The following is a 17324-nucleotide window of genomic DNA, read 5'->3' as shown; positions in this document are numbered from 1 at the left end:
ACGGGAGGTGTCAAGAAGACCCCCCACCACCCCCCCCCCCCCCACCCCCTCCTCCCCCCCCCCCCCCCCCCCCCCCCCCCCCCCCCCCCACCACGGGACGAAGGGGACTAAGATGATGATCACGGGGCCCGGGTACCGTTTCCCCCGTCGGTATCCGGGCCCTTCGTGTCCCGAGGGGCACCGCAGAGGGGCCCCGGTTCTCCCGGGGCCCCTCTGCGCGTCGTACGGGCTCGCCCCGCCCCACCCCCGTGGGGGCAGAGCGAGCCCGGTCATGGGCGCCCGGTCACGCGGTGAGCGCGGGCGGTTGCGCGGGCTTGGGGAGCTTCCGCGCCAGGTGCCTGGCCAGGTCGATGACCGTGCGGTCGGCCAGGTAGGGGCCGATGATCTGGACGGCGAGGGGCAGGCCCTCGGCCGTCCGGCCCGCGGGCATGACGACGGCCGGCAGGCGGACGTGGCCGGCCAGGTTCAGCCACGCCGTCTGGTCGAAGTACGGGCGCTTGTGCCCGTCGACGGTGATGAACCGGTTCGGGACAGGGGTGGACGTCTGGTCGTCGACGCAGGTGCTGGGGACGGCCGGGGTGATGAGGACGTCGTGGGTGGTGAAATAGTCGGCCCAGTGGCCGCGCAGCTTCTCGCGTTCCTCGTTGGCGCGCAGCCAGTCCCGGTGTCGCATGGTGCGCGAGTGCAGGAAGGTTCCGCTCGGGTCGTCGGCGGGGATCTTGTCGGCGGCGGCGACGTCGTCGGCGAAGCCGGCGTCGGTGGCGGTGGCGCTGGCCGTCGCGAACATCAGGCGCTGGAAGAGCCTGTCGCTGTCGGCGAGTTGCACGGGCCGGGTGGTGTCGTCGACGGTGGCGCCGGACGAGCGCAGGATCCCCGCGATCTCGTCGAGGAGCTGCCGGATCGATGCGTCGACGTGGCAGTACGGGTCGTCCTGCCACATGCCGACGCGGTAGTCCGCGAGGCGGCGGCGCCGCGGCGCGGGCAGCTCGATCCGCCAGGCGGCGGCCTCGGCGGGGGCCGGTGCGGCCAGGACGTCGAGGAGGACGTCGAGGTCGTCGGCGGTCCGGGCGATCGGGCCGAGGGTGAGCATGTCGGAGCTGGACAGCCAGCCCGGCGGCCGGGGGATGTGGCCGCGGGTGGGGACGATGCCGCCGCTGGGGCGCAGGGCGTACACGCCGCAGTAGGCGGCCGGGAGGCGGAGGGAGCCGGCGAGGTCGGAGCCGATCTCCAGGCTGCTGATGCCGGCGGCGACGGCCGCGGCCGGGCCGCCGGAGGAGCCGCCCGCGGTCTTGGTGTCGTCGTACGGGTTCTTCGTCGTGCCGAACAGCGGGTTGGAGGTCTGCAGGTCCTGGCACATGACCGGGACGTTGGTCTTGCCGACGATCACGGCGCCGGCGGCGCGCAGCCGGGCGACGGCGTCCGCGTCCCGGTCGGGGACGTGGTCGGTGAGGTCGGGTGCGCCGCAGGTGCTGCGCAGCCCCTTCGTCTCCAGGGCGTCCTTGACGGTGACGGGCAGGCCGTGGAGCGCGCCGAGCGGCTTGCCGGTCCTGGCCAGGTGGCGGTCGGCGGCGTCGGCCGCGGCGCGGGCGCCGTCGGCGTCCAGGGTGATGACGGCGTTGAGGCCGGGGTTGGTCCTGTCGATGTGTCGGAGGTACTGCTCCAGCAGGTCGCGGCTGGTGGTGGTGCGGCGGCGCAGTGCGGCGAGCTGGTCGCGGGCGGGCGCCAGGTGCAGGGGCGTGCTCGGGGAGGCGGCGGCCCGGGAGCGGGCGGCCGCGGTCATGGTGGCCATGGACGCCGCCGCGGCGACGGCGGTGGAGGCGATGAGCAGGGTGCGTCGGAGGATCACGAACGGGCTCCTGAGGTGGCGCTGCGGACGTCGGTTGCGCTGCGGCGGCTCTGGGCCGTGGGGGGTCTGAAGTGCGCGGCGACGCGCTGGAGGTGCGCCAGCTCGTCCTCGGTCGTGGCGAGGGCGAGTTCGGCGTCGGCGTACTCGGCGGGCGTGTCGACGGGGTCGTCGGCCGCGTGGCGGACCAGTGCGGCGTGGATCTGGTCGGCGGTGACGGCGGCGGCGAACTCGGCGGCGGAGAGGCCTTCGCCGGCGCGGCGGGCCTCCGACTCCGCCCGTACGGCGGGGTCGAGGTAGCGGCGCATCAGCTTCTGGCCCTGGCGGATCTCGACGCGGCGGCGCAGCAGCGGGAAGTGGGCGCTGCGGCCGCGCAGGATGTCCTGGCCCTGGCGGGTCGGGCGGCGCAGCGTGATGCCGGGGTCGGCCTGGTCGAGGGCGGACCACAGGGGGCCCAGGCGGCGGTGGCTGAGGTGGGCGGCGGCCCAGTCGCGGGCGCTGCCGGCGCGCCGGGCGACGGTCGGGATGAGGTAGCCGATCTGGGTGAGGGTGGCGCCGATGTCCCCGCAGGCCCAGGCGAACCCGTTGAGGTTGCTGACGCTGAATCCGGTCTCGGCGCCGATGATGGCGGCGATGCGTATGCCGCTGTAGCCGAGGGTGATGACGGCGCCGATGGTGACGAGGCGCAGGCTGAACGCGATCGACGGGGTGGTGGCGGTGCGGGCGTACTTCCAGCAGGACACGGCGAGGTAGGTCTCGGCGACGCTGTACGTGCCGAAGTAGAGCAGCACGTAGGCCTGGAAGACGGGGTCGTGCGCGTAGTACAGGGAGAAGTCGGTGGGCCGGGTCGTGGCCGGGGTGAGCGAGGCGAACAGCACGGCCATGGCGGTGATGACCGCGGCGGCCGCGGCGAGCAGGAGCCGGCTGCGGCGGCGGGCCTCGTCGCGGGGCTTCGACCAGTGGGCGAGGACGGTGGCCTGGAGGGCCAGGACGACGATCACGAAGCCCTGGGCGATCGGCACCACGATGTTCGGGACGCCGAGGAGGCCGTCGACGCGCACCCACACCCAGGTGAGGGAGACGGCGTAGCTGAGCGCGGAGAAGCCGTACGTGAAGGCCAGGGCGACGAGCGCCGGGTCGCGGCGGCTCTTGCCCAGGTCACGTATGAGGATGAGGAACCCCGTACCGGCGATGGCCAGGCACAGGGGGTGAAGGATGTCTTTCACGGGTCCCTGTCGGTCAGCGCAGCAAGGTGCGGGTGATGGGGTCGGCTTCCCGGGCGTCCGCCGGGTGGGAGGTGCTCACGTGCTCCTGCAGGAGGGAGCCGAGGAGTTCGGCTTCGAACTCCTCCGGCTCGTTGTAGCGGGTCCGGCCGAGGACGAGTTGGACGGTGGCCGGGTCGATGTCGGTGATGAGGCCGCCGAGGCTGCCGGCCTCCACGGAGGTGTTGCCGCGGTGCCGCTTGAGCATGTGGCCGAACTCGTGGCCCACGATGATCTCGGCGTGGGCGCGGCTGATGGCGGTGTCGTAGAAGACGTAGTCCGTCTCGCCGGTGGCGAGCCACAGGCCGCACGGGGCGGAGGCGTCGAGGGAGTCGGGGTCGGTCGGGTCGGACACGAACGGCATGAGCCGGATCGACCGGCCGAGGTAGTCCTCCATGAACGGCACCAGGTCCAGGACGCTGTCGACCGCGGGCAGGCCGAGGTTCCCGACGAACTCCCGGTTCCGGCGCTCGACCTCGTAGGCCTCGTCGGCCTTGCGGTCGGCGCGGCGGCTACGACGGCTGAGCCACATGGGACTTCCTCTTCTCCTGACGACGTCGACCGCTGGTCACGGCAGTTCCCTTTCGGGGTCGGCGGGCAGGCCTTCCTCCTTGCGCACGGCTTCGAGCGCCGCCAGCACCTTGCGCTGGCCGGCGGCGGAGACACCCATCGCGCGGAGGGCGATCTGTTCGACGCCGTTCTCCTTGAGCTTGCGCAGGATCTCGAACTGGGTGGCGACCTTCCGGGTGACCTCGTCCTCGACGAAGTAGGCTGCCTCCACGCCGAAGAAGCGGGCGAGGAGGGGGACCATGGTGATGGTCGGGGTGCGCTTGCCCGCGCGGAGCAGGCTGATGTGGGACCGCGTGTAACTGTCCTCGCCGTACGAGGAGATGGTGCGGGCCACGTGGGCGTTGGTGTACTCCTCCGCGCCCGGCGGGCGCACCCGGTCGAACAGGAAGTTGAGACGGTCGCAGAAGGGGGCGCCGGGGCCCGGGACGGGAACCGGAGCGGAGGCCCGGTCCGGCCGAGGTGTGTCCGACCCGTCGGGTCCGTGTGCTGATTCCGCCACTGCCTGCTGCCCCCTTTCCGTAGGCGTAACTATAGTTGACGCCCGTTGCGCGTAACTATAGTTGACGATCCGAAACCTGCAAGCGGTCATCCGTATGCCCTGCCGGGTCGCGCAGCCGGCGGGCGCCTCCCGGCGTTGACTGGTCGTATGCGAAAGACTTCCCAGAGGCAGTGGCACACGGCCGGACGCGTCCTGGCCGGTGCGGTGGTGGCGGTGGCGGCCCTGTGCACGGCGGGCTGTTCCGACGGCGGCGGTTCCCCCTCGGAGGCGGTGTCCAAGGCGGCGTCGGCCGTGGCGTCCGCCGGGGCCGAGGTCTCCGCGGCCGCGTCGAAGGCCGCGGACACGGCGGCTTCGGCGGCGGCGGACGCCCGGAAGAAGCTCGATGAGGTCAAGGGCGGGGTGAACGCCAAGGACGCCGTCGCCCTCGGCAGTCCGTCCACCGACTCGAGCGGCTACACGGTCGTACCGGTGACGGTGGACAACACCGACAGCGCGACGAAGTCCTTCGCCGTGCAGGTGAACTTCAAGGACGACGGCGGCAACACCGTGGACGTGGTCGTGGTCACCGTCGACGATGTGGCCGGCAAGGCCAAGGGCGAGGGCACCGCGCGCAGCACGCACAAACTCTCGGGCAAGATCACCGCGGAGACCGGCAAGGCGCTGCGCTACTGACGCCGCGTCGGGCGCCGGCCCCACACGGTGAGCATGCCGGGGCCCAGTTCGGCGAGCGCGGGCGAGGCGAGGTAGGCGAGAGCCTCGTCGAGGGTGGCCCCGTCGAGGCGGCCCGCCAGCAGGTCGGGCCGCATCCGCTCCCACGTCCCGCTCCAGAAGGCGGCGAGCGGTGAGCCCGGGGTGAGCGGCGGGCACACCAGCTCCGCGGCGACCCCCTCCAGTCCTGCGGCGCGCAGGACGTGCGGGTGGGCGCGCACGGCCGTGACGTCGGTGCCGATGGTCTCGGCGAGGGTCCGCCACATGGCGTCCAGGGTGCGGCGGTACGCGGAGTGCCGGTCGGCCGGGTCGGGTACGTCGGCGGCGTCGCTGAGGACGAGGTGGCCGCCGGGGTTGAGGCGCTCGGCGAGGGCCCGGACGATGTCCCGGCGTTCGGGCAGGTGCATGAGCACGAACCGGGAGTGGACCAGGTCGAACGTGCCGAGGTCCGGCTCCGCCGCGAGCCGGGTGAGATCGACCTCGCGGACCCGCAGCCGCGGCCCGGCGAGCGGGGCCAGGCGGCCGGTGTCCCGGTCCAGGGCGACGACCTCGTCGACGCCGGCCTCGTCGGCGAGCCACCGGGCGACGGTTCCGGTGCCCGCGCCGGCCTCCAGGCAGCGCCAGCCGGGGCCGACGCCGAGGCTGCGCAGCCGGGCGCGGGTGAACGGGTCGTAGACGAGCGCGGCGTGGTCGATGCGCTGGCCCTCCCGGGGGTGTTCGGGCCGGAAGAGGGCCTCGCCGTACCGGCCCGGGGCCTCCTGCGGCGTGCTGCCCGGGGGTCCGGGCGGGTGCTCCTCGGGCACGGGCGCCACCGCCTGCTCCTTCCTCCCGGGCGCGGTGCCCGCCCGGCCCTCCAGCGTCGCCGTCGGGCCGGCGGGGTGCCGGGATTGGGCCGGGCGGGGGCGTGGCCGCGGTCCGGGGCGCAGCGGAACCGCCGCGTCGGCGGCCCCGTAGGCTCCCTCCCATGAACCACGGCACCGGCTCCGCGTTCCTGCTCCATCCGCCCCGGACGTCCACGGCGGAACTCCTCGGGCAGGCGGCGGCCTGGCGCGGGTACGAGGTCGTCGGCCGCGCCGCCGAGGCCGACGGCCGCCGGACGCACTGGTACGGGGGGCCGCTCGCCGCCGACCGGTGGGGCGAGCGGCTCGGCCTCGGACTCCTCGAACCCGCCGACGACTGGCTGACCACGGTCCCGTACGCCCTGCTCGGGCGGTCCGTCCGGCTGACGACGCTCGGCGCGGCGCGCGCCTCCCTCACGGGGCGGGCCTTCGTGAAACCGCCCTCCGCGAAGATCGACGTGCTGCCCGCCGCCGTGTACGGGGACGCGGCCGGGCTGCCGGACGGCCTGGACGCCGCCACGCCCGTACTCGTCAGCGGTGTCGTGGAGTTCGCCGCCGAGTACCGGCTGTTCGTCCTCGACGGGGAGGTCCGCGCGGGCAGCCGCTATGCGGTGTACGGCCGCCCCGACCCCGCACCGCTGGAGCCGCGGGTCCACGACTTCGCCCGGGAAGTGCTGGACGCCACGGCGGTCGGTCTGCCGAGTGCGGTGTGCCTCGACGTGGGGCGGCTCGTCGACGGCGGCTGGGCGGTGGTGGAGGCCAACATGCCGTGGTTCGCGCACTGTTACGCCGCCGAGCCCGACGGCGTCCTGGACGTCGTCCTGCGCGCCGCGGGACCGCGGGCGGAGGTCGTCGGCCGCGACCTGCCTTTCCTGCGCGGCGCCGGGTGCGTCCGGGTCTGACTCCCCGAGCACCCCTCCCGGTGGCGTTGTCAGTGCCCGCAGCTAGTGTTCCGGCAACTGATCACGCGGGAAAGCGGAGGGGCCGTGCAGCGCTGGGAGTACGTCGGGGACGGGTCGGCGAAGTTCTGGGAGGGTGAGGTCGACGGCACCTCGGTGACGCTCCGCTTCGGCCGCACCGGCACGACCGGGCAGACCCAGGTGAAGGACTTCGGTACCGCGGAGGAGGCCCGCGCGTACTTCGCCAAGGCCGTCACCACCCGCGAGAAGAAGGGGTACGCACAGGTCAGCGGCGGTGAGGCGGATGCCCCGGACACCAGTGTCGCGGCCGGCGCCCGTACCGACGAAGACGCCGGTGACGCGGCGGAAGTCGCGGCTGCCCCGCAGGCGCCCTCGGCGGCCGGTACGGTCCCGGCCCGGGTCGACGAGGACGCCTTCGAACTCCCCGAGGCATGGAAGCGGAATGTTCTCCCCCGGCGCGGCGGGGTGTCCCTGCCCGCGTCCGCGGCGGCGTCCGCACCCGACCGGGCCGATGCCTGGATCGAGCAGGAGGCCGAACAGGTCAACGGGGTGCTGGACTTCCCGCACAGCGATCCCGTGCTCGTCGCGGCGGCCCGCGCCCATCTCGCCGGGACGCCCGACCCGCTCGGTGCCGCCGTCCTGGCGCACCTGGTCCGCGCCGGCCACGGCGGCAGCAACCGCGAACTGTTCGTGGACGCCTGGGCCGTCCGGTACGGCCTGCCGTTCGCCGCGCGCGCCGCCGTCGAGTTCGGGCAGGTCGCGGCCGGCTGGCACGCCGACGCGCGCTCCCCTTCCGGCATATCCCTCACCGGTGTCTCCTGGGTCAGCGCCGCCAACGGCTGGCGGAGCAACCAGATCCCCGTCGCCGGGCGCGCCCGGCGGCTCCTCGCGAGCGCCCCGGAGGCCGAGTACCGGGCCGCCGTCGAGGCACTGGCCGGGCACCGCGACACCAGGCGCCGCCGCATCACCGTGAGCTTCGTCGTCCCCGCCGAGCTGGCCTGGGTCGCCGAGTGCTGCGCCGACCCGCTCCCGTCCGGCTCCAACGGCTGGGGCAACGAGCTCTTCATGCTGGCCGCCTCCCTCGGCACCGCCGAGCACGTCGCCGCGGTCCGGACCGCCGGCTTCGACCTCGGCTGGCACGGCTGGTCCGCGCTGCTCATCGCAACGTGCGCCGACGGCCTCGGCAAGGGCCTCGCCCCGCTCCTCGCCGATCCGTTCACGTCCTCCTGGGCCGACGCCGACACCCTGCGCACGCATTCCGAGGCCCTCGCCGAACTCCCCGCCGACACCGCCTTCGGTACCCTGCTCGGCAGGATCGGCGACCGGACGGTCCGGCCCGCCCTGCTGACCGCCGCCCGCCGCTATCCGGTGCGCGCCATGCGCCTGCTCGCGCAGAGCGCCGACGGGGACTCCGCGAACGCGTCCCTGGCCCGTCGCCTGCTGAAGGCGCACGTCGCCGCGCACCGGGAGCTCGCCCTCGCCGTGCTGCCCGAACTGCCCGCCCGCGCCGCCGAGCTCGTCGGCCCGCTGGCCCGCAGGGAGGACGTACTCGCCGAGGCGGACGCGGGCTCCCTGCCCGAGGTCCTCACCAGCCCGCCGTGGACCCGCGTGCGGACCCGTACCAAGCCCCCTGCGGTCACCGGGCTGAGCGCCCCCGCGGACACCCGCATGAGCTGGCTGCCCGGCGAGCAGGAGGAGTGGGCCGCCGTCGAGGGCGGCATCCCCGGCTGGGCCGCCTCCGAGGACCTGGCGCGGCTCACCGCCGAGGCGCAGGCCGGCCGGCTCCCGGGCGACTACCGGTCCCTCGTCCTGTTCACGCTGGGCCCCGCCGACGTCGTCCGCCCCCTCATCGACACCTGGGACGGCCCCGAGTGGACGTACGAGGGCACCGACAGCTTCATGCCGCTGATCGCCCGCCACGAGACCGCCGCCCTGCGCATGGCCCTCGGCATGGCGGGCCGGCACCCCGCCAGCATGGGCGTCCTGCTCATGCCGTACGTGGACGTGCGCGCGGCCCGGCTCATGGCGGACTGGCTGGTCCGCCTCAAGGCCGCCGGACGCACCGCCCACGCCTGGCTGGTCCGGCACGCCGGGGACGCCGCGGCGCTGCTCGTCCCCGACGCCCTCGGGAAGCCCGGCAAGCCCCGTACGGCCGCCGAGGCCGCGCTGCGGGTGATCGCCGCCGCGCACGGCCCGGACACCGTCCGCAAGGCCACGGCAGGTTACGGGCCGCAGGCCGTCGAGGCGATCGACGCACTCCTCGACGCCGACCCTCTGGTGACGGCGCTGCCCGCCAAGGCGGTCGAACCCGGTGCCTGGGCCGACCCGGCCGCCCTGCCGCAGCTGGAGCTGCGCACCGGCGAGGCCCTGCCGGCCGGGGCCACCGCCGCCCTGCTGCGCATGCTGGCGTTCAGCGCCCCCGGCAGCCTCTACCCGGGCGTGGAGCAGGTGCGGGAGATCGCCGACCCGGCCTCGCTCGCCGCGTTCGGCTGGGACGTGTTCGAGGAGTGGCGGCTGGCCGGCATGCCGGCCAAGGACGCCTGGGCGCTGCACCAGCTCGGCGGCATCGGCGACGACGACACCGTCCGGCTGCTCAGCCCGGTCATCCGGAGCTGGCCCGGGGAGGGCGCCCACCACCGGGCCGTCGACGGCCTCGACGTGCTCGCCTCGATCGGCACCGACACCGCCCTGCTCAGCCTGCACGCCATCGCCCAGCGGGCGAAGTTCAAGGCCCTCAAGGCCCGCGCCGGCGAGAAGATAGCCGAGGTCGCCGCGGCCCTCGGTCTGACCGGCGAGCAGCTCGCCGACCGGCTGGTGCCCGACTTCGGCCTCGATGCGGACGGCACCGCCACCGTCGACTACGGCAGCCGCCGCTTCACCGTCGGCTTCGACGAGCAGCTGCGGCCCTACGTGGCCGACGCCGCAGGCAAGCGTCTCAAGGACCTGCCCAAGCCGGGGGTGAAGGACGATCCGGAGCTCGCCCCCGCCGAGCGCAAGCGGTTCGCCGCCCTGAAGAAGGACGTCCGGGCCGTCGCCGCCGACCAGGTGCGCCGGTTGGAGGCCGCCATGGTCGACGGCCGTACCTGGACCGCCCAGGAGTTCCGGACCCTGTTCGCCGAGCACCCGCTGGTGTGGCACCTGGCCCGCCGCCTGGTGTGGCGGGCCGTGGACGGCGACTCGGCCGTCGAGTTCCGCATCGCAGAGGACCGGACCCTCGCCGACGCCGAAGACGGGGCGTTCACGCTCGGCGCGGACGCCGTCGTGAGCCTGCCGCACCCGCTGCGCCTGGGCGCCGACGCGGTGGCCGCCTGGTCGGAGCTGTTCGCCGACTACGAGATCGTGCAGCCGTTCCCGCAGCTCGGGCGGGCCGTGCACGCGCTCACCGAGGAGGAGGCCGCCGGGCACCGGCTGACCCGTTTCGAGGGCGTCACCGTCCCCGTGGGCCGGCTCCTCGGCCTGACCAAGCGCGGCTGGGAGCGCGGCGCTCCCCTGGACAACGGGGTGGAACGGTGGATCTCCCGCCGTCTCGGCAAGAACTGCCACCTCGTCATCGCCCCCGACGAGGGCATCGCGGTCGGCATGGTCGACACGTACCCCGACCAGCAGCTGGAGACGGTCTGGCTCGCCAAGAGGCCCTCCGACTACTGGCCCGCCCGCCACCAGGCGCTGACGTTCGCCGAGCTCGACCCGGTCCTGGCCTCCGAGGTGCTGGCCGACCTCACGGAGCTGACGGCATGACCTCCACAGCCCGCACCGTCCAGCGGCCGCCCGCCGAGATCCGGTACGCCGAGGAGCTGGCCGCGCTCCGGGCCGCCGACGACGCTCCCCGCCCGCCCGGTTGGCAGCTCAGCCTGCGCGCCGCGCTCCGGTTCGTCACCGGGGACCCGGACACCGGCGTCAGCCGCAAGTTCGTCGGCGACCGCTCCCTCGTCGAACGGGCCCTGGTCGCCCTGGCCACCAACCGCGGCCTGATGCTCGTCGGGGAGCCCGGGACCGCCAAGTCCCTGCTGTCCGAGCTGATCGCCGCCGCGGTCAGCGGAGACTCCACCCTGGTGGTCCAGGGCGGCGCCGCGACCACCGAGGACCAGATCAAGTACTCCTGGAACTACGCCCTGCTGGTGTCCGAGGGCCCCTCCGAGCGCTCCCTGGTGCCCGCGCCGGTGCTGCGCGGCATGCGGGAGGGCCGGCTCGTCCGCTTCGAGGAGATCACCCGCTGCCCCCTGGAGGTGCAGGACTCCTTGCTGTCGCTGCTCTCCGAGCGGGTCGTCACCATTCCCGAGCTCCCCGGGGACGCGGGACTGGCCTTCGCCTCCCACGGGTTCAACGTGATCGCCACGGCCAACACCCGGGACCGCGGCGTCAACGAGATGAGCGCCGCCCTCAAGCGCCGCTTCAACTTCGAGACCGTGTTCCCGATCGCCGACCGGGACGCCGAGGCCGCCCTCGTCGAGGCCGAGGCCACCGCCCTGCTGCGCTCCTCCGGCGTGGCCGTCGCCCCCGACCCGGACCTCGTGGACGTCCTCGTCACCACCTTCCGGGAACTACGGGCCGGCAGCACCGGCGCGGACGGCCCCCACCACGGCGGGCACGGCGGGCCCGACCGGATGAGCGCGGTCATGAGCACCGCCGAGGCGGTCGCCGTCGCCCACGCGGTCGGCGTCCGCGGCTGGTTCCTGCGCGGCGAGCCGGGCAACGCCGCCGACCTGGTCACCTGCCTGGCCGGTACGGCGGCCAAGGACAACCCCGAGGACCTGTCCAGGCTGCGCCGCTACCTGGAACAGCGCGCCGCCACACACAGCGGCCCGGCCTGGCGGGACCTGCACGCCGCCCGCCACCTGCTGGCCGGGTGAGCACCCTGACGGCCCATTTCCTCGGCGTCCGCCACCACTCGCCCGCCTGCGCACGGCTGGTCTCCCGCACCATCGCCGCGCTGCGGCCCAGCCACGTGCTGGTGGAGGGACCGGCCGACCTCAACGACCGGCTCGGCGAGCTGCTGCTGGGCCACCGGCTGCCGATCGCCGTGTTCGGCCACTACCGGGACGCGGAACGCACCGCCACCTCGTGGACCCCGTTCTGCGACTACTCCCCCGAGTGGGTGGCGCTCACCGAGGGCAGGGCCGCCGGCGCGCGGGTCCGCTTCATCGACCTGCCCGCCTGGCATCCCGCGTTCGCCGACCGCAGCAACCGGTACGCGGACGCCGAGGCCCGCTACGAGCGGGCCACCGCCCGGCTGTGCGACCGGTTCGGCGTGGACTCGGCCGACGCCCTCTGGGACCGGATGTTCGAGGCGTCGGAGCCCGGCGGGCAGGACGACGCCGCCCTCGCAGAGCGGCTCGCCCTGTACTTCGACGTGGTCCGCGGTGACACCGTGGCCGACGCCTCGGACCGGGCCCGCGAGGAGTACATGGCGTCCTGGGTCCGCGCCGCCCTGGCCGAACCCGGCGCGGGCGACGTCCTGGTCGTCACCGGCGGCTTCCACCGGCCCGCGCTGGTCGCCCTCACCGGGGCCGCACCGCCCGCGTGCGGCGCCGCGGACGGGACCCCGCCGGTGCCGCGGCCCCCGGCGGACGCCCTCGCCGGCAGCCATCTCGTCCCGTACTCCTTCCACCAGCTCGACGCCTTCACCGGCTACCAGTCCGGCATGCCCTCCCCCGGCTTCCACCAGCACGTGTGGGAGCACGGGCCGGCCGCCGCGGGCGACTTGCTGGTGCGGGACGTCACCGCACGGCTCCGCAGCCGCGGACAGCACGTGTCCACCGCCTCCCTCATCGCCGCCCGGGCCACCGCCCAGGGCCTGGCCGCGCTCCGCGGCCACCACCGGCCCGCCCGACTGGACCTCCTCGACGGGCTCGCCGGGGCCCTCCTCGACGAGGCCGTCGACGAGCCCCTGCCGTGGACCCGGCGCGGCCCGCTGCACCCCGCCACCCACCCGGTCCTCGTCGAGATGGTGGCCGCCGGCTGCGGCGACCGGACCGGCCGCCTCCACCCGGACACCCCGGTCCCGCCGATCGTGCACGACGTCACCGCCCGGCTGGCCGCCCTCGGCCTGGACGGCACCCGCGCCGTCACCCTCCGCCTCACCGAACCCGGCGGCCTGGACGCCAGCCGCGTCCTGCACCGCCTGCGCGTCCTCGGCGTCCCCGGCTACACCCGCACGCGCGGCCCCGTCGACGGCGCCGACCCCGAGGCCACCGAGCGCTGGGAACCGCACCCCGCCCCGGGCGGCCGGGAAGCAGCGCTGATCGAGGCCTCCGGCCGGGGCATGACCCTGGAGGACGCGGCCGTCACCGCCCTCGGCGAGCAGGTCCGGGCGGCCGGGCCCGCCCCCGACGCCCTCGCCGGGGCCCTGTTCGACGCGGTGGCCTGCGGGGCGACCGGACTGCTCGGCCCGCTCCTCGCGGACCTGCGTTCCGCCGTCGACCGGGCCGCCGCCCCCGGCCCGCTCGGCGAGGCCCTGCACACCGCCCTCGGGCTGTGGCGGCACGACCGGGTGTACGGGGTCGCCGGGGACCCGCTGCTGGCCGGCTTCACCGACGCCGCCGTGGCCCGGGTGCTGTGGCTGGCCGAGGGGCTGCACGGCGGCACGGGCGTCGACCGGGGCAGGCTGCGTGCGCTGACCGCCGTACGGGACGCCGTGCTGCACGCCGCACCGCTGCTCTCCCTGGACCGGGCGGCGGTGACCGCCGTCTGCGGCCGGATCGCCGCCGACCCGGCCGCCCCCGCCGATCTGCGCGGCGCCGCCTTCGGGCTGTGCCGCGCCCTCGGCGACGGCCCGGGCGAGGACACCACGGCCGCCGTGCGTGCCGTCGCCGGCACCGCGGCCCTCGGCGACTGGCTCGCCGGCCTGTTCGCGCTGGCCCGCGAGGAACTCACCGCTGCGGCCGCCGGGCCCGGATGCGAGGGCGGCGGCCCCGGAGCCGCCGGCCGGGGCGACGGCCTGCTCGGCGTACTCGACGTCCTGGTCTGCGAGCAGCCGGAGGACGAGTTCCTCACCGGCCTGCCCGCCCTGCGCCAGGCCTTCGCCTGGTTCCCGCCCCGCGAACGCGAGCGCATCGCCGCCCGCCTCATCGAACGCCGCGGCCTGCGCGGCTCCGCCCACGGCCTGCTGCGGACACCGGCCGACCCGCTGCTCATCGCCCGGGCCCGGCGCCTGGAGGACGACGTGCGCCACCTGCTCGACCGCCACGGCCTGGGAGCCGCCCCGTGACCACCCCCTCCCCCGAATCCTCCGCCGCACCCGCCCCCGGCCCGGCGCCCGGCCCCGCCGCCGCTCCCGACCCCGCTCCCGACCCCGGCCTGGAGCGGTGGCGGCTCATCCTGGGCAGCCCCGCCGAAGGCCACACCGGCTGCCCCGGCCCGCGCGCCGCGGCCCGGGACTCCGCCCTGGAGTGGCTGTACGGGCGCGATCCCGGGCAGGGCGACCGGGGCGTCCGCCGGACCGCCGGCCACGGGCCCTCCGCGGTGACCGCGGTCGACTGGCTCGACGACGTGCACCGGCTCTTCCCCCGGGAGACCATCGAGCGCCTGGAACGGGACGCCGTCGAGCGGTACGGGATCCACGAGATCGTCACCGACCCGGCCGTGCTGGAACGCGTACGGCCCAGCCCCGCGCTGCTGCGCGCCGTGCTGCGCACCAAGCACCTGATGAACCCCCAGGTGCTGCGGCTGGCGCGGCGCCTCGTGGAGGCCGTGGTCCGGCAGCTGACGGCCCGGCTCGCACCGGAGATCCGCCGCTCCTTCACCGGGACCCGGTCCCGGCGCCCCAGCCTCGTCCCGCACTCGCGGAACTTCGACTTCCATGCGACCGTCCGGGCCAACCTGGCCCACTACCAGCCCGAGCACCGGCGGCTGCTGATCGAGCGGCCCCGGTTCTCCTCCCGCACCCGGCCGCACCTGGAGCAGTGGCAGCTGATCCTGCTCGTGGACCAGTCCGGTTCCATGACCGGCTCCGTCATCCACTCCGCGGTGACCGCGGCCGCCTTGTGGGGACTGCCGGGGCTGCGGACGCACCTGGTGGCCTTCGACACCTCCGTGGTCGACCTCACCTCCGACGTCACGGACCCGGTGGAACTGCTGATGCGCGTCCAGCTGGGCGGCGGCACGGACATCGCCCGCGCCGTCGACTACGGCACCGGGCTGATCGACAACCCCCGCCGGGCCATCGTGGTCCTGGTCACCGACTTCTACGAGGGCGGGGACCGCTACCGGCTGGTCCGCACCGTGCGACAGCTCGTCGCCCAGGGCAGCACCGTGCTCGGCCTGGCCGCCCTCGACGAGGACGCCGCCCCCGTCTACGACCGCGACCTCGCCCAGGAGATCGCCGACGCCGGCGCGCACGTCGGCGCCATGACCCCCGGCATGCTCGCCGCGTTCGTCGCCGAACGGCTGGGCCGATGACCGCCGACCGGGCAGCCCGCCCCGACCTGCTGGCCCTCACCGAGGACACCCTCGCCGCGCTCACCAACCGGGGCCTGGTGAAACGCGCCGCGAAGGAACTCGCCGCGGGCGCCGGAGCCGTGGTCGGCGCCGCCGCCGACGGCAGCCTCACCGGGCGCTTCCCGGACGGCACCGAGGCCGTGCTGCCGCCCGGGGCGGGGATCGACCTCGGGACGTGCAGCTGCGCCGCCACCGGCGCCTGCCGCCACCTGCTCGGCCTGATCCTCGCCTACCGGCAGCAGGCGACGCCGCAGCCGGAGCCGGCTCAGGCGACGCCGGAGCCGGAGCCGGAGCCGGAGCCGGAGCCGGCCACCCCTGCCACCGCCGCGGGACGCGACGCACCCGCCGAACCCGACACCCCGAGCGACGCCCCCTCCGACGCCGCCGCTCCCGCCGGGCCCGGCCCTGCCGGTGGACCCGACGGCTCCCGCGCGCCCGGACGTTCCCACCCGCCCGGCGCCTCCGACACCACCGAGCCCGGCGGCACTCCGGTCCGTGCCGGGGCGGCGGCTGCGGAGGGCGGCCCGACGGGCGGGGGGCCGGGCGGGGGGCCGGACGGGATCCCGATGTGGTCGCCCGGGAACGTCACCGACGAGGAGCTGACCGCGGCGCTCGGTGCGCCGGCCGTCGCCGCCGCCCGCCGCACCCTGGCCCGCGGCTACTCCGCCCGGCTCACCCACCCCGCCCCGGGCTCGCCCGAGGCCCGGGCCGAACTGGCCACCGCCACCGTGCGGTTCACCGTTCCGGGTGCGCTCGGGTACGCCGTCACCGACGCCCGTCCCGAGCAGCGCGGCCCGGTCGTGGCCCTCGCCGTGTGGGCGTTCCGTGCCGCGCTCGCCACCGACCCGGCGGACCCGCCGGCCGACGTCCGGGCCGGCGGGCCGCTCCGGGCGGCCCGGAGCGCCCACGAGGCCGCCCGGGCCGCCGCCGGGCTCGCCGCGGACCTCCTGCTGGACGGGGCCGCGCACGCCGGGCCGGTCCTCGCCGCGGGCCTGCACCGGGTCCGCGGCGAACTCGCGGGCCACGGCATGCACTGGACCGCCGACACCACCGCCGACCTCGCGGAGCAGCTCGCGGAGCACGCCTCCCGGGGCGCCCGCCACCGGCCCGAGCGGTTCGCGGAGCTCCTCGCCGAGGTCGCCGCCCGGCACCGCACCGGCCGCCACGGCACCGGGGAACCGGGGACGACCCCGTTGCGCCGGGTCCGGCTCACCGGGCTCGGCTGCCGGGTCACCGGCGACGCCGCGTCCCGTACCGCCGAGGTGTACTTCGCCCACGCCCGCGCCGGTGTCTCCCTCGTGCTGCGGCGGCGCTGGGAGCTGACCGACGCCCAGGCCGCCGGGGACCGGCCCGCGCCGCACGGTCCGGACCTGGCGCGGCGGCGGGTCGCCGGCACCACCCTCGGCGCGTTGGCCGCCGGCAACGTGGTCAGCGAGACCGCGTCCCGCACCCCGGGGCACGTCGTGGCCTTCGGCGCCTCCCGGACCGGCGGTACCGGGGTCACCGCGGTCGGGGCGTCCTGGACCGGGCTGCCCGAGCCGCTCCTCGTACGGGACTTCGGGGCGCTCGCCGAACGGGTGCGGGCCCGCCCGCCCCGGCCGGTACGGGCGCGGGTGGCCGCGGACGACCTCCACGTGCTGGCCGTGCACGCCGTCGAGGACCTCGGCTACGACCCGGCCGAACAGCGCGTCGAGGCCGTCCTGCGGGACGCCCGAGGCAGCCATGCCCTTCTGGCCGCGCCCTACAACCCGTACGCACCGGGCGGCCTGGACGCCCTGCTCGCGGCGCTCGGCAGCATCGGCGGCGGGCCCTGCCACCTCAGCGGCTTCGTCCGTGCGGCCGCCGGCTCGGGGCCCGCCGGGCCCCCGGGCCTCGTGGTGGAGCCGCTCGCCGTGCTCGCCGGGTCCGCCGTCGTCGTGCCCGACCTGGCGGCCGGGCCGCCGACCGCCGGTACGGCCCCGGCGGCGCGCCCCGCACCTGACCCGGTCGCGGGGGCGCTGGCCGAGGCGCTCGGCGCGCTGGCCGACACGGCCCACCGCGGCCTGCGCCATCTGGACCGGGCCGGCCTGGACCGGCTCGACCGGGCGGCGGCCGCGCTGGACCGCACCGGGCTGGCCGCGGCCGCGTCCCGGGTGCGCGCCGTACCGGCCGCCGTCGCCGGGGGCGGCGCGGACGCCGCCGTGGGCCCGTGGACGGACGCCCAGCTGTTCCTGCTCACCGCGGCGGACCTGTACGGCTCCCGGTGAC

12 protein-coding genes are annotated in these 17324 nt (G+C 76.1%); 7 read left to right on the top strand and 5 right to left on the bottom strand.

Annotated elements, in window-relative coordinates:
- Window positions 1-283: 283 nt before the first annotated feature.
- From ACZ4VL_RS10540 to ACZ4VL_RS10525, 4 genes are read right to left on the bottom strand one after another with little or no spacing between them, the layout of a single operon-like run.
- On the bottom strand, window positions 284-1846 hold the full coding sequence (locus ACZ4VL_RS10540) for an amidase (protein WP_468198180.1): 1563 nt from the start codon (window positions 1844-1846) through the stop codon (window positions 284-286).
- Complete coding sequence (locus tag ACZ4VL_RS10535) at window positions 1843-3069, bottom strand: MAB_1171c family putative transporter (protein ID WP_468198178.1); 1227 nt, start codon at window positions 3067-3069, stop codon at window positions 1843-1845. The genes ACZ4VL_RS10540 and ACZ4VL_RS10535 overlap by 4 nt, the downstream gene beginning before the upstream one ends.
- Window positions 3070-3082: 13 nt before the next feature.
- The gene (locus ACZ4VL_RS10530; protein WP_468198176.1) at window positions 3083-3637 is read right to left on the bottom strand and encodes a hypothetical protein; all 555 of its coding nucleotides are present in this window, start codon (window positions 3635-3637) and stop codon (window positions 3083-3085) included.
- Between the two features lie 36 nt (window positions 3638-3673).
- Window positions 3674-4174 (bottom strand): hypothetical protein, encoded by a 501-nt coding sequence (locus ACZ4VL_RS10525; protein WP_468198173.1) that lies wholly within the window; start codon window positions 4172-4174, stop codon window positions 3674-3676.
- A gap of 147 nt (window positions 4175-4321) precedes the next feature.
- On the opposite strand from ACZ4VL_RS10525, the gene ACZ4VL_RS10520 reads away from it, so the two are divergent.
- Window positions 4322-4846 carry a hypothetical protein gene (locus tag ACZ4VL_RS10520; RefSeq protein WP_468198172.1) on the top strand — a complete coding sequence of 175 codons (525 nt, stop codon included), beginning with the start codon at window positions 4322-4324 and terminating at the stop codon, window positions 4844-4846.
- Here the strand turns inward: ACZ4VL_RS10520 and ACZ4VL_RS10515 are convergent.
- Window positions 4840-5685 carry a class I SAM-dependent methyltransferase gene (locus ACZ4VL_RS10515; protein ID WP_468198188.1) on the bottom strand — a complete coding sequence of 282 codons (846 nt, stop codon included), beginning with the start codon at window positions 5683-5685 and terminating at the stop codon, window positions 4840-4842. The two genes, ACZ4VL_RS10520 and ACZ4VL_RS10515, sit on opposite strands and share 7 nt — an antisense overlap.
- Window positions 5686-5846: 161 nt before the next feature.
- Here ACZ4VL_RS10515 and ACZ4VL_RS10510 point away from each other — a divergent pair, with 161 nt between their 5' ends.
- From ACZ4VL_RS10510 to ACZ4VL_RS10485, 6 genes are all read left to right on the top strand, one after another.
- On the top strand, window positions 5847-6623 hold the full coding sequence (locus ACZ4VL_RS10510; protein WP_468198169.1) for an ATP-grasp domain-containing protein: 777 nt from the start codon (window positions 5847-5849) through the stop codon (window positions 6621-6623).
- 84 nt (window positions 6624-6707) lie between these two features.
- A complete protein-coding gene (locus ACZ4VL_RS10505; protein WP_468198167.1) occupies window positions 6708-10379 on the top strand; it encodes a DUF4132 domain-containing protein in 3672 nt (1223 codons plus the stop codon).
- Window positions 10376-11491 (top strand): ATP-binding protein, encoded by a 1116-nt coding sequence (locus ACZ4VL_RS10500; RefSeq protein ID WP_468198165.1) that lies wholly within the window; start codon window positions 10376-10378, stop codon window positions 11489-11491. Before ACZ4VL_RS10505 ends, ACZ4VL_RS10500 begins: the two co-directional genes overlap by 4 nt.
- Window positions 11488-13848: a DUF5682 family protein gene (locus ACZ4VL_RS10495; RefSeq protein WP_468198163.1), complete on the top strand. Its 2361-nt coding sequence runs from the start codon at window positions 11488-11490 to the stop codon at window positions 13846-13848. Before ACZ4VL_RS10500 ends, ACZ4VL_RS10495 begins: the two co-directional genes overlap by 4 nt.
- Window positions 13845-15038 (top strand): VWA domain-containing protein, encoded by a 1194-nt coding sequence (locus tag ACZ4VL_RS10490; protein WP_468198160.1) that lies wholly within the window; start codon window positions 13845-13847, stop codon window positions 15036-15038. Before ACZ4VL_RS10495 ends, ACZ4VL_RS10490 begins: the two co-directional genes overlap by 4 nt.
- Window positions 15035-17323 carry a hypothetical protein gene (locus ACZ4VL_RS10485; protein WP_468198158.1) on the top strand — a complete coding sequence of 763 codons (2289 nt, stop codon included), beginning with the start codon at window positions 15035-15037 and terminating at the stop codon, window positions 17321-17323. Before ACZ4VL_RS10490 ends, ACZ4VL_RS10485 begins: the two co-directional genes overlap by 4 nt.
- Window position 17324 lies beyond the last annotated feature (1 nt).

This window comes from Streptomyces sp. NPDC029014, assembly GCF_055564695.1.
Note: the sequence above shows the minus strand (reverse complement) of the source record. Positions and strands in the feature narration are given on the sequence as shown.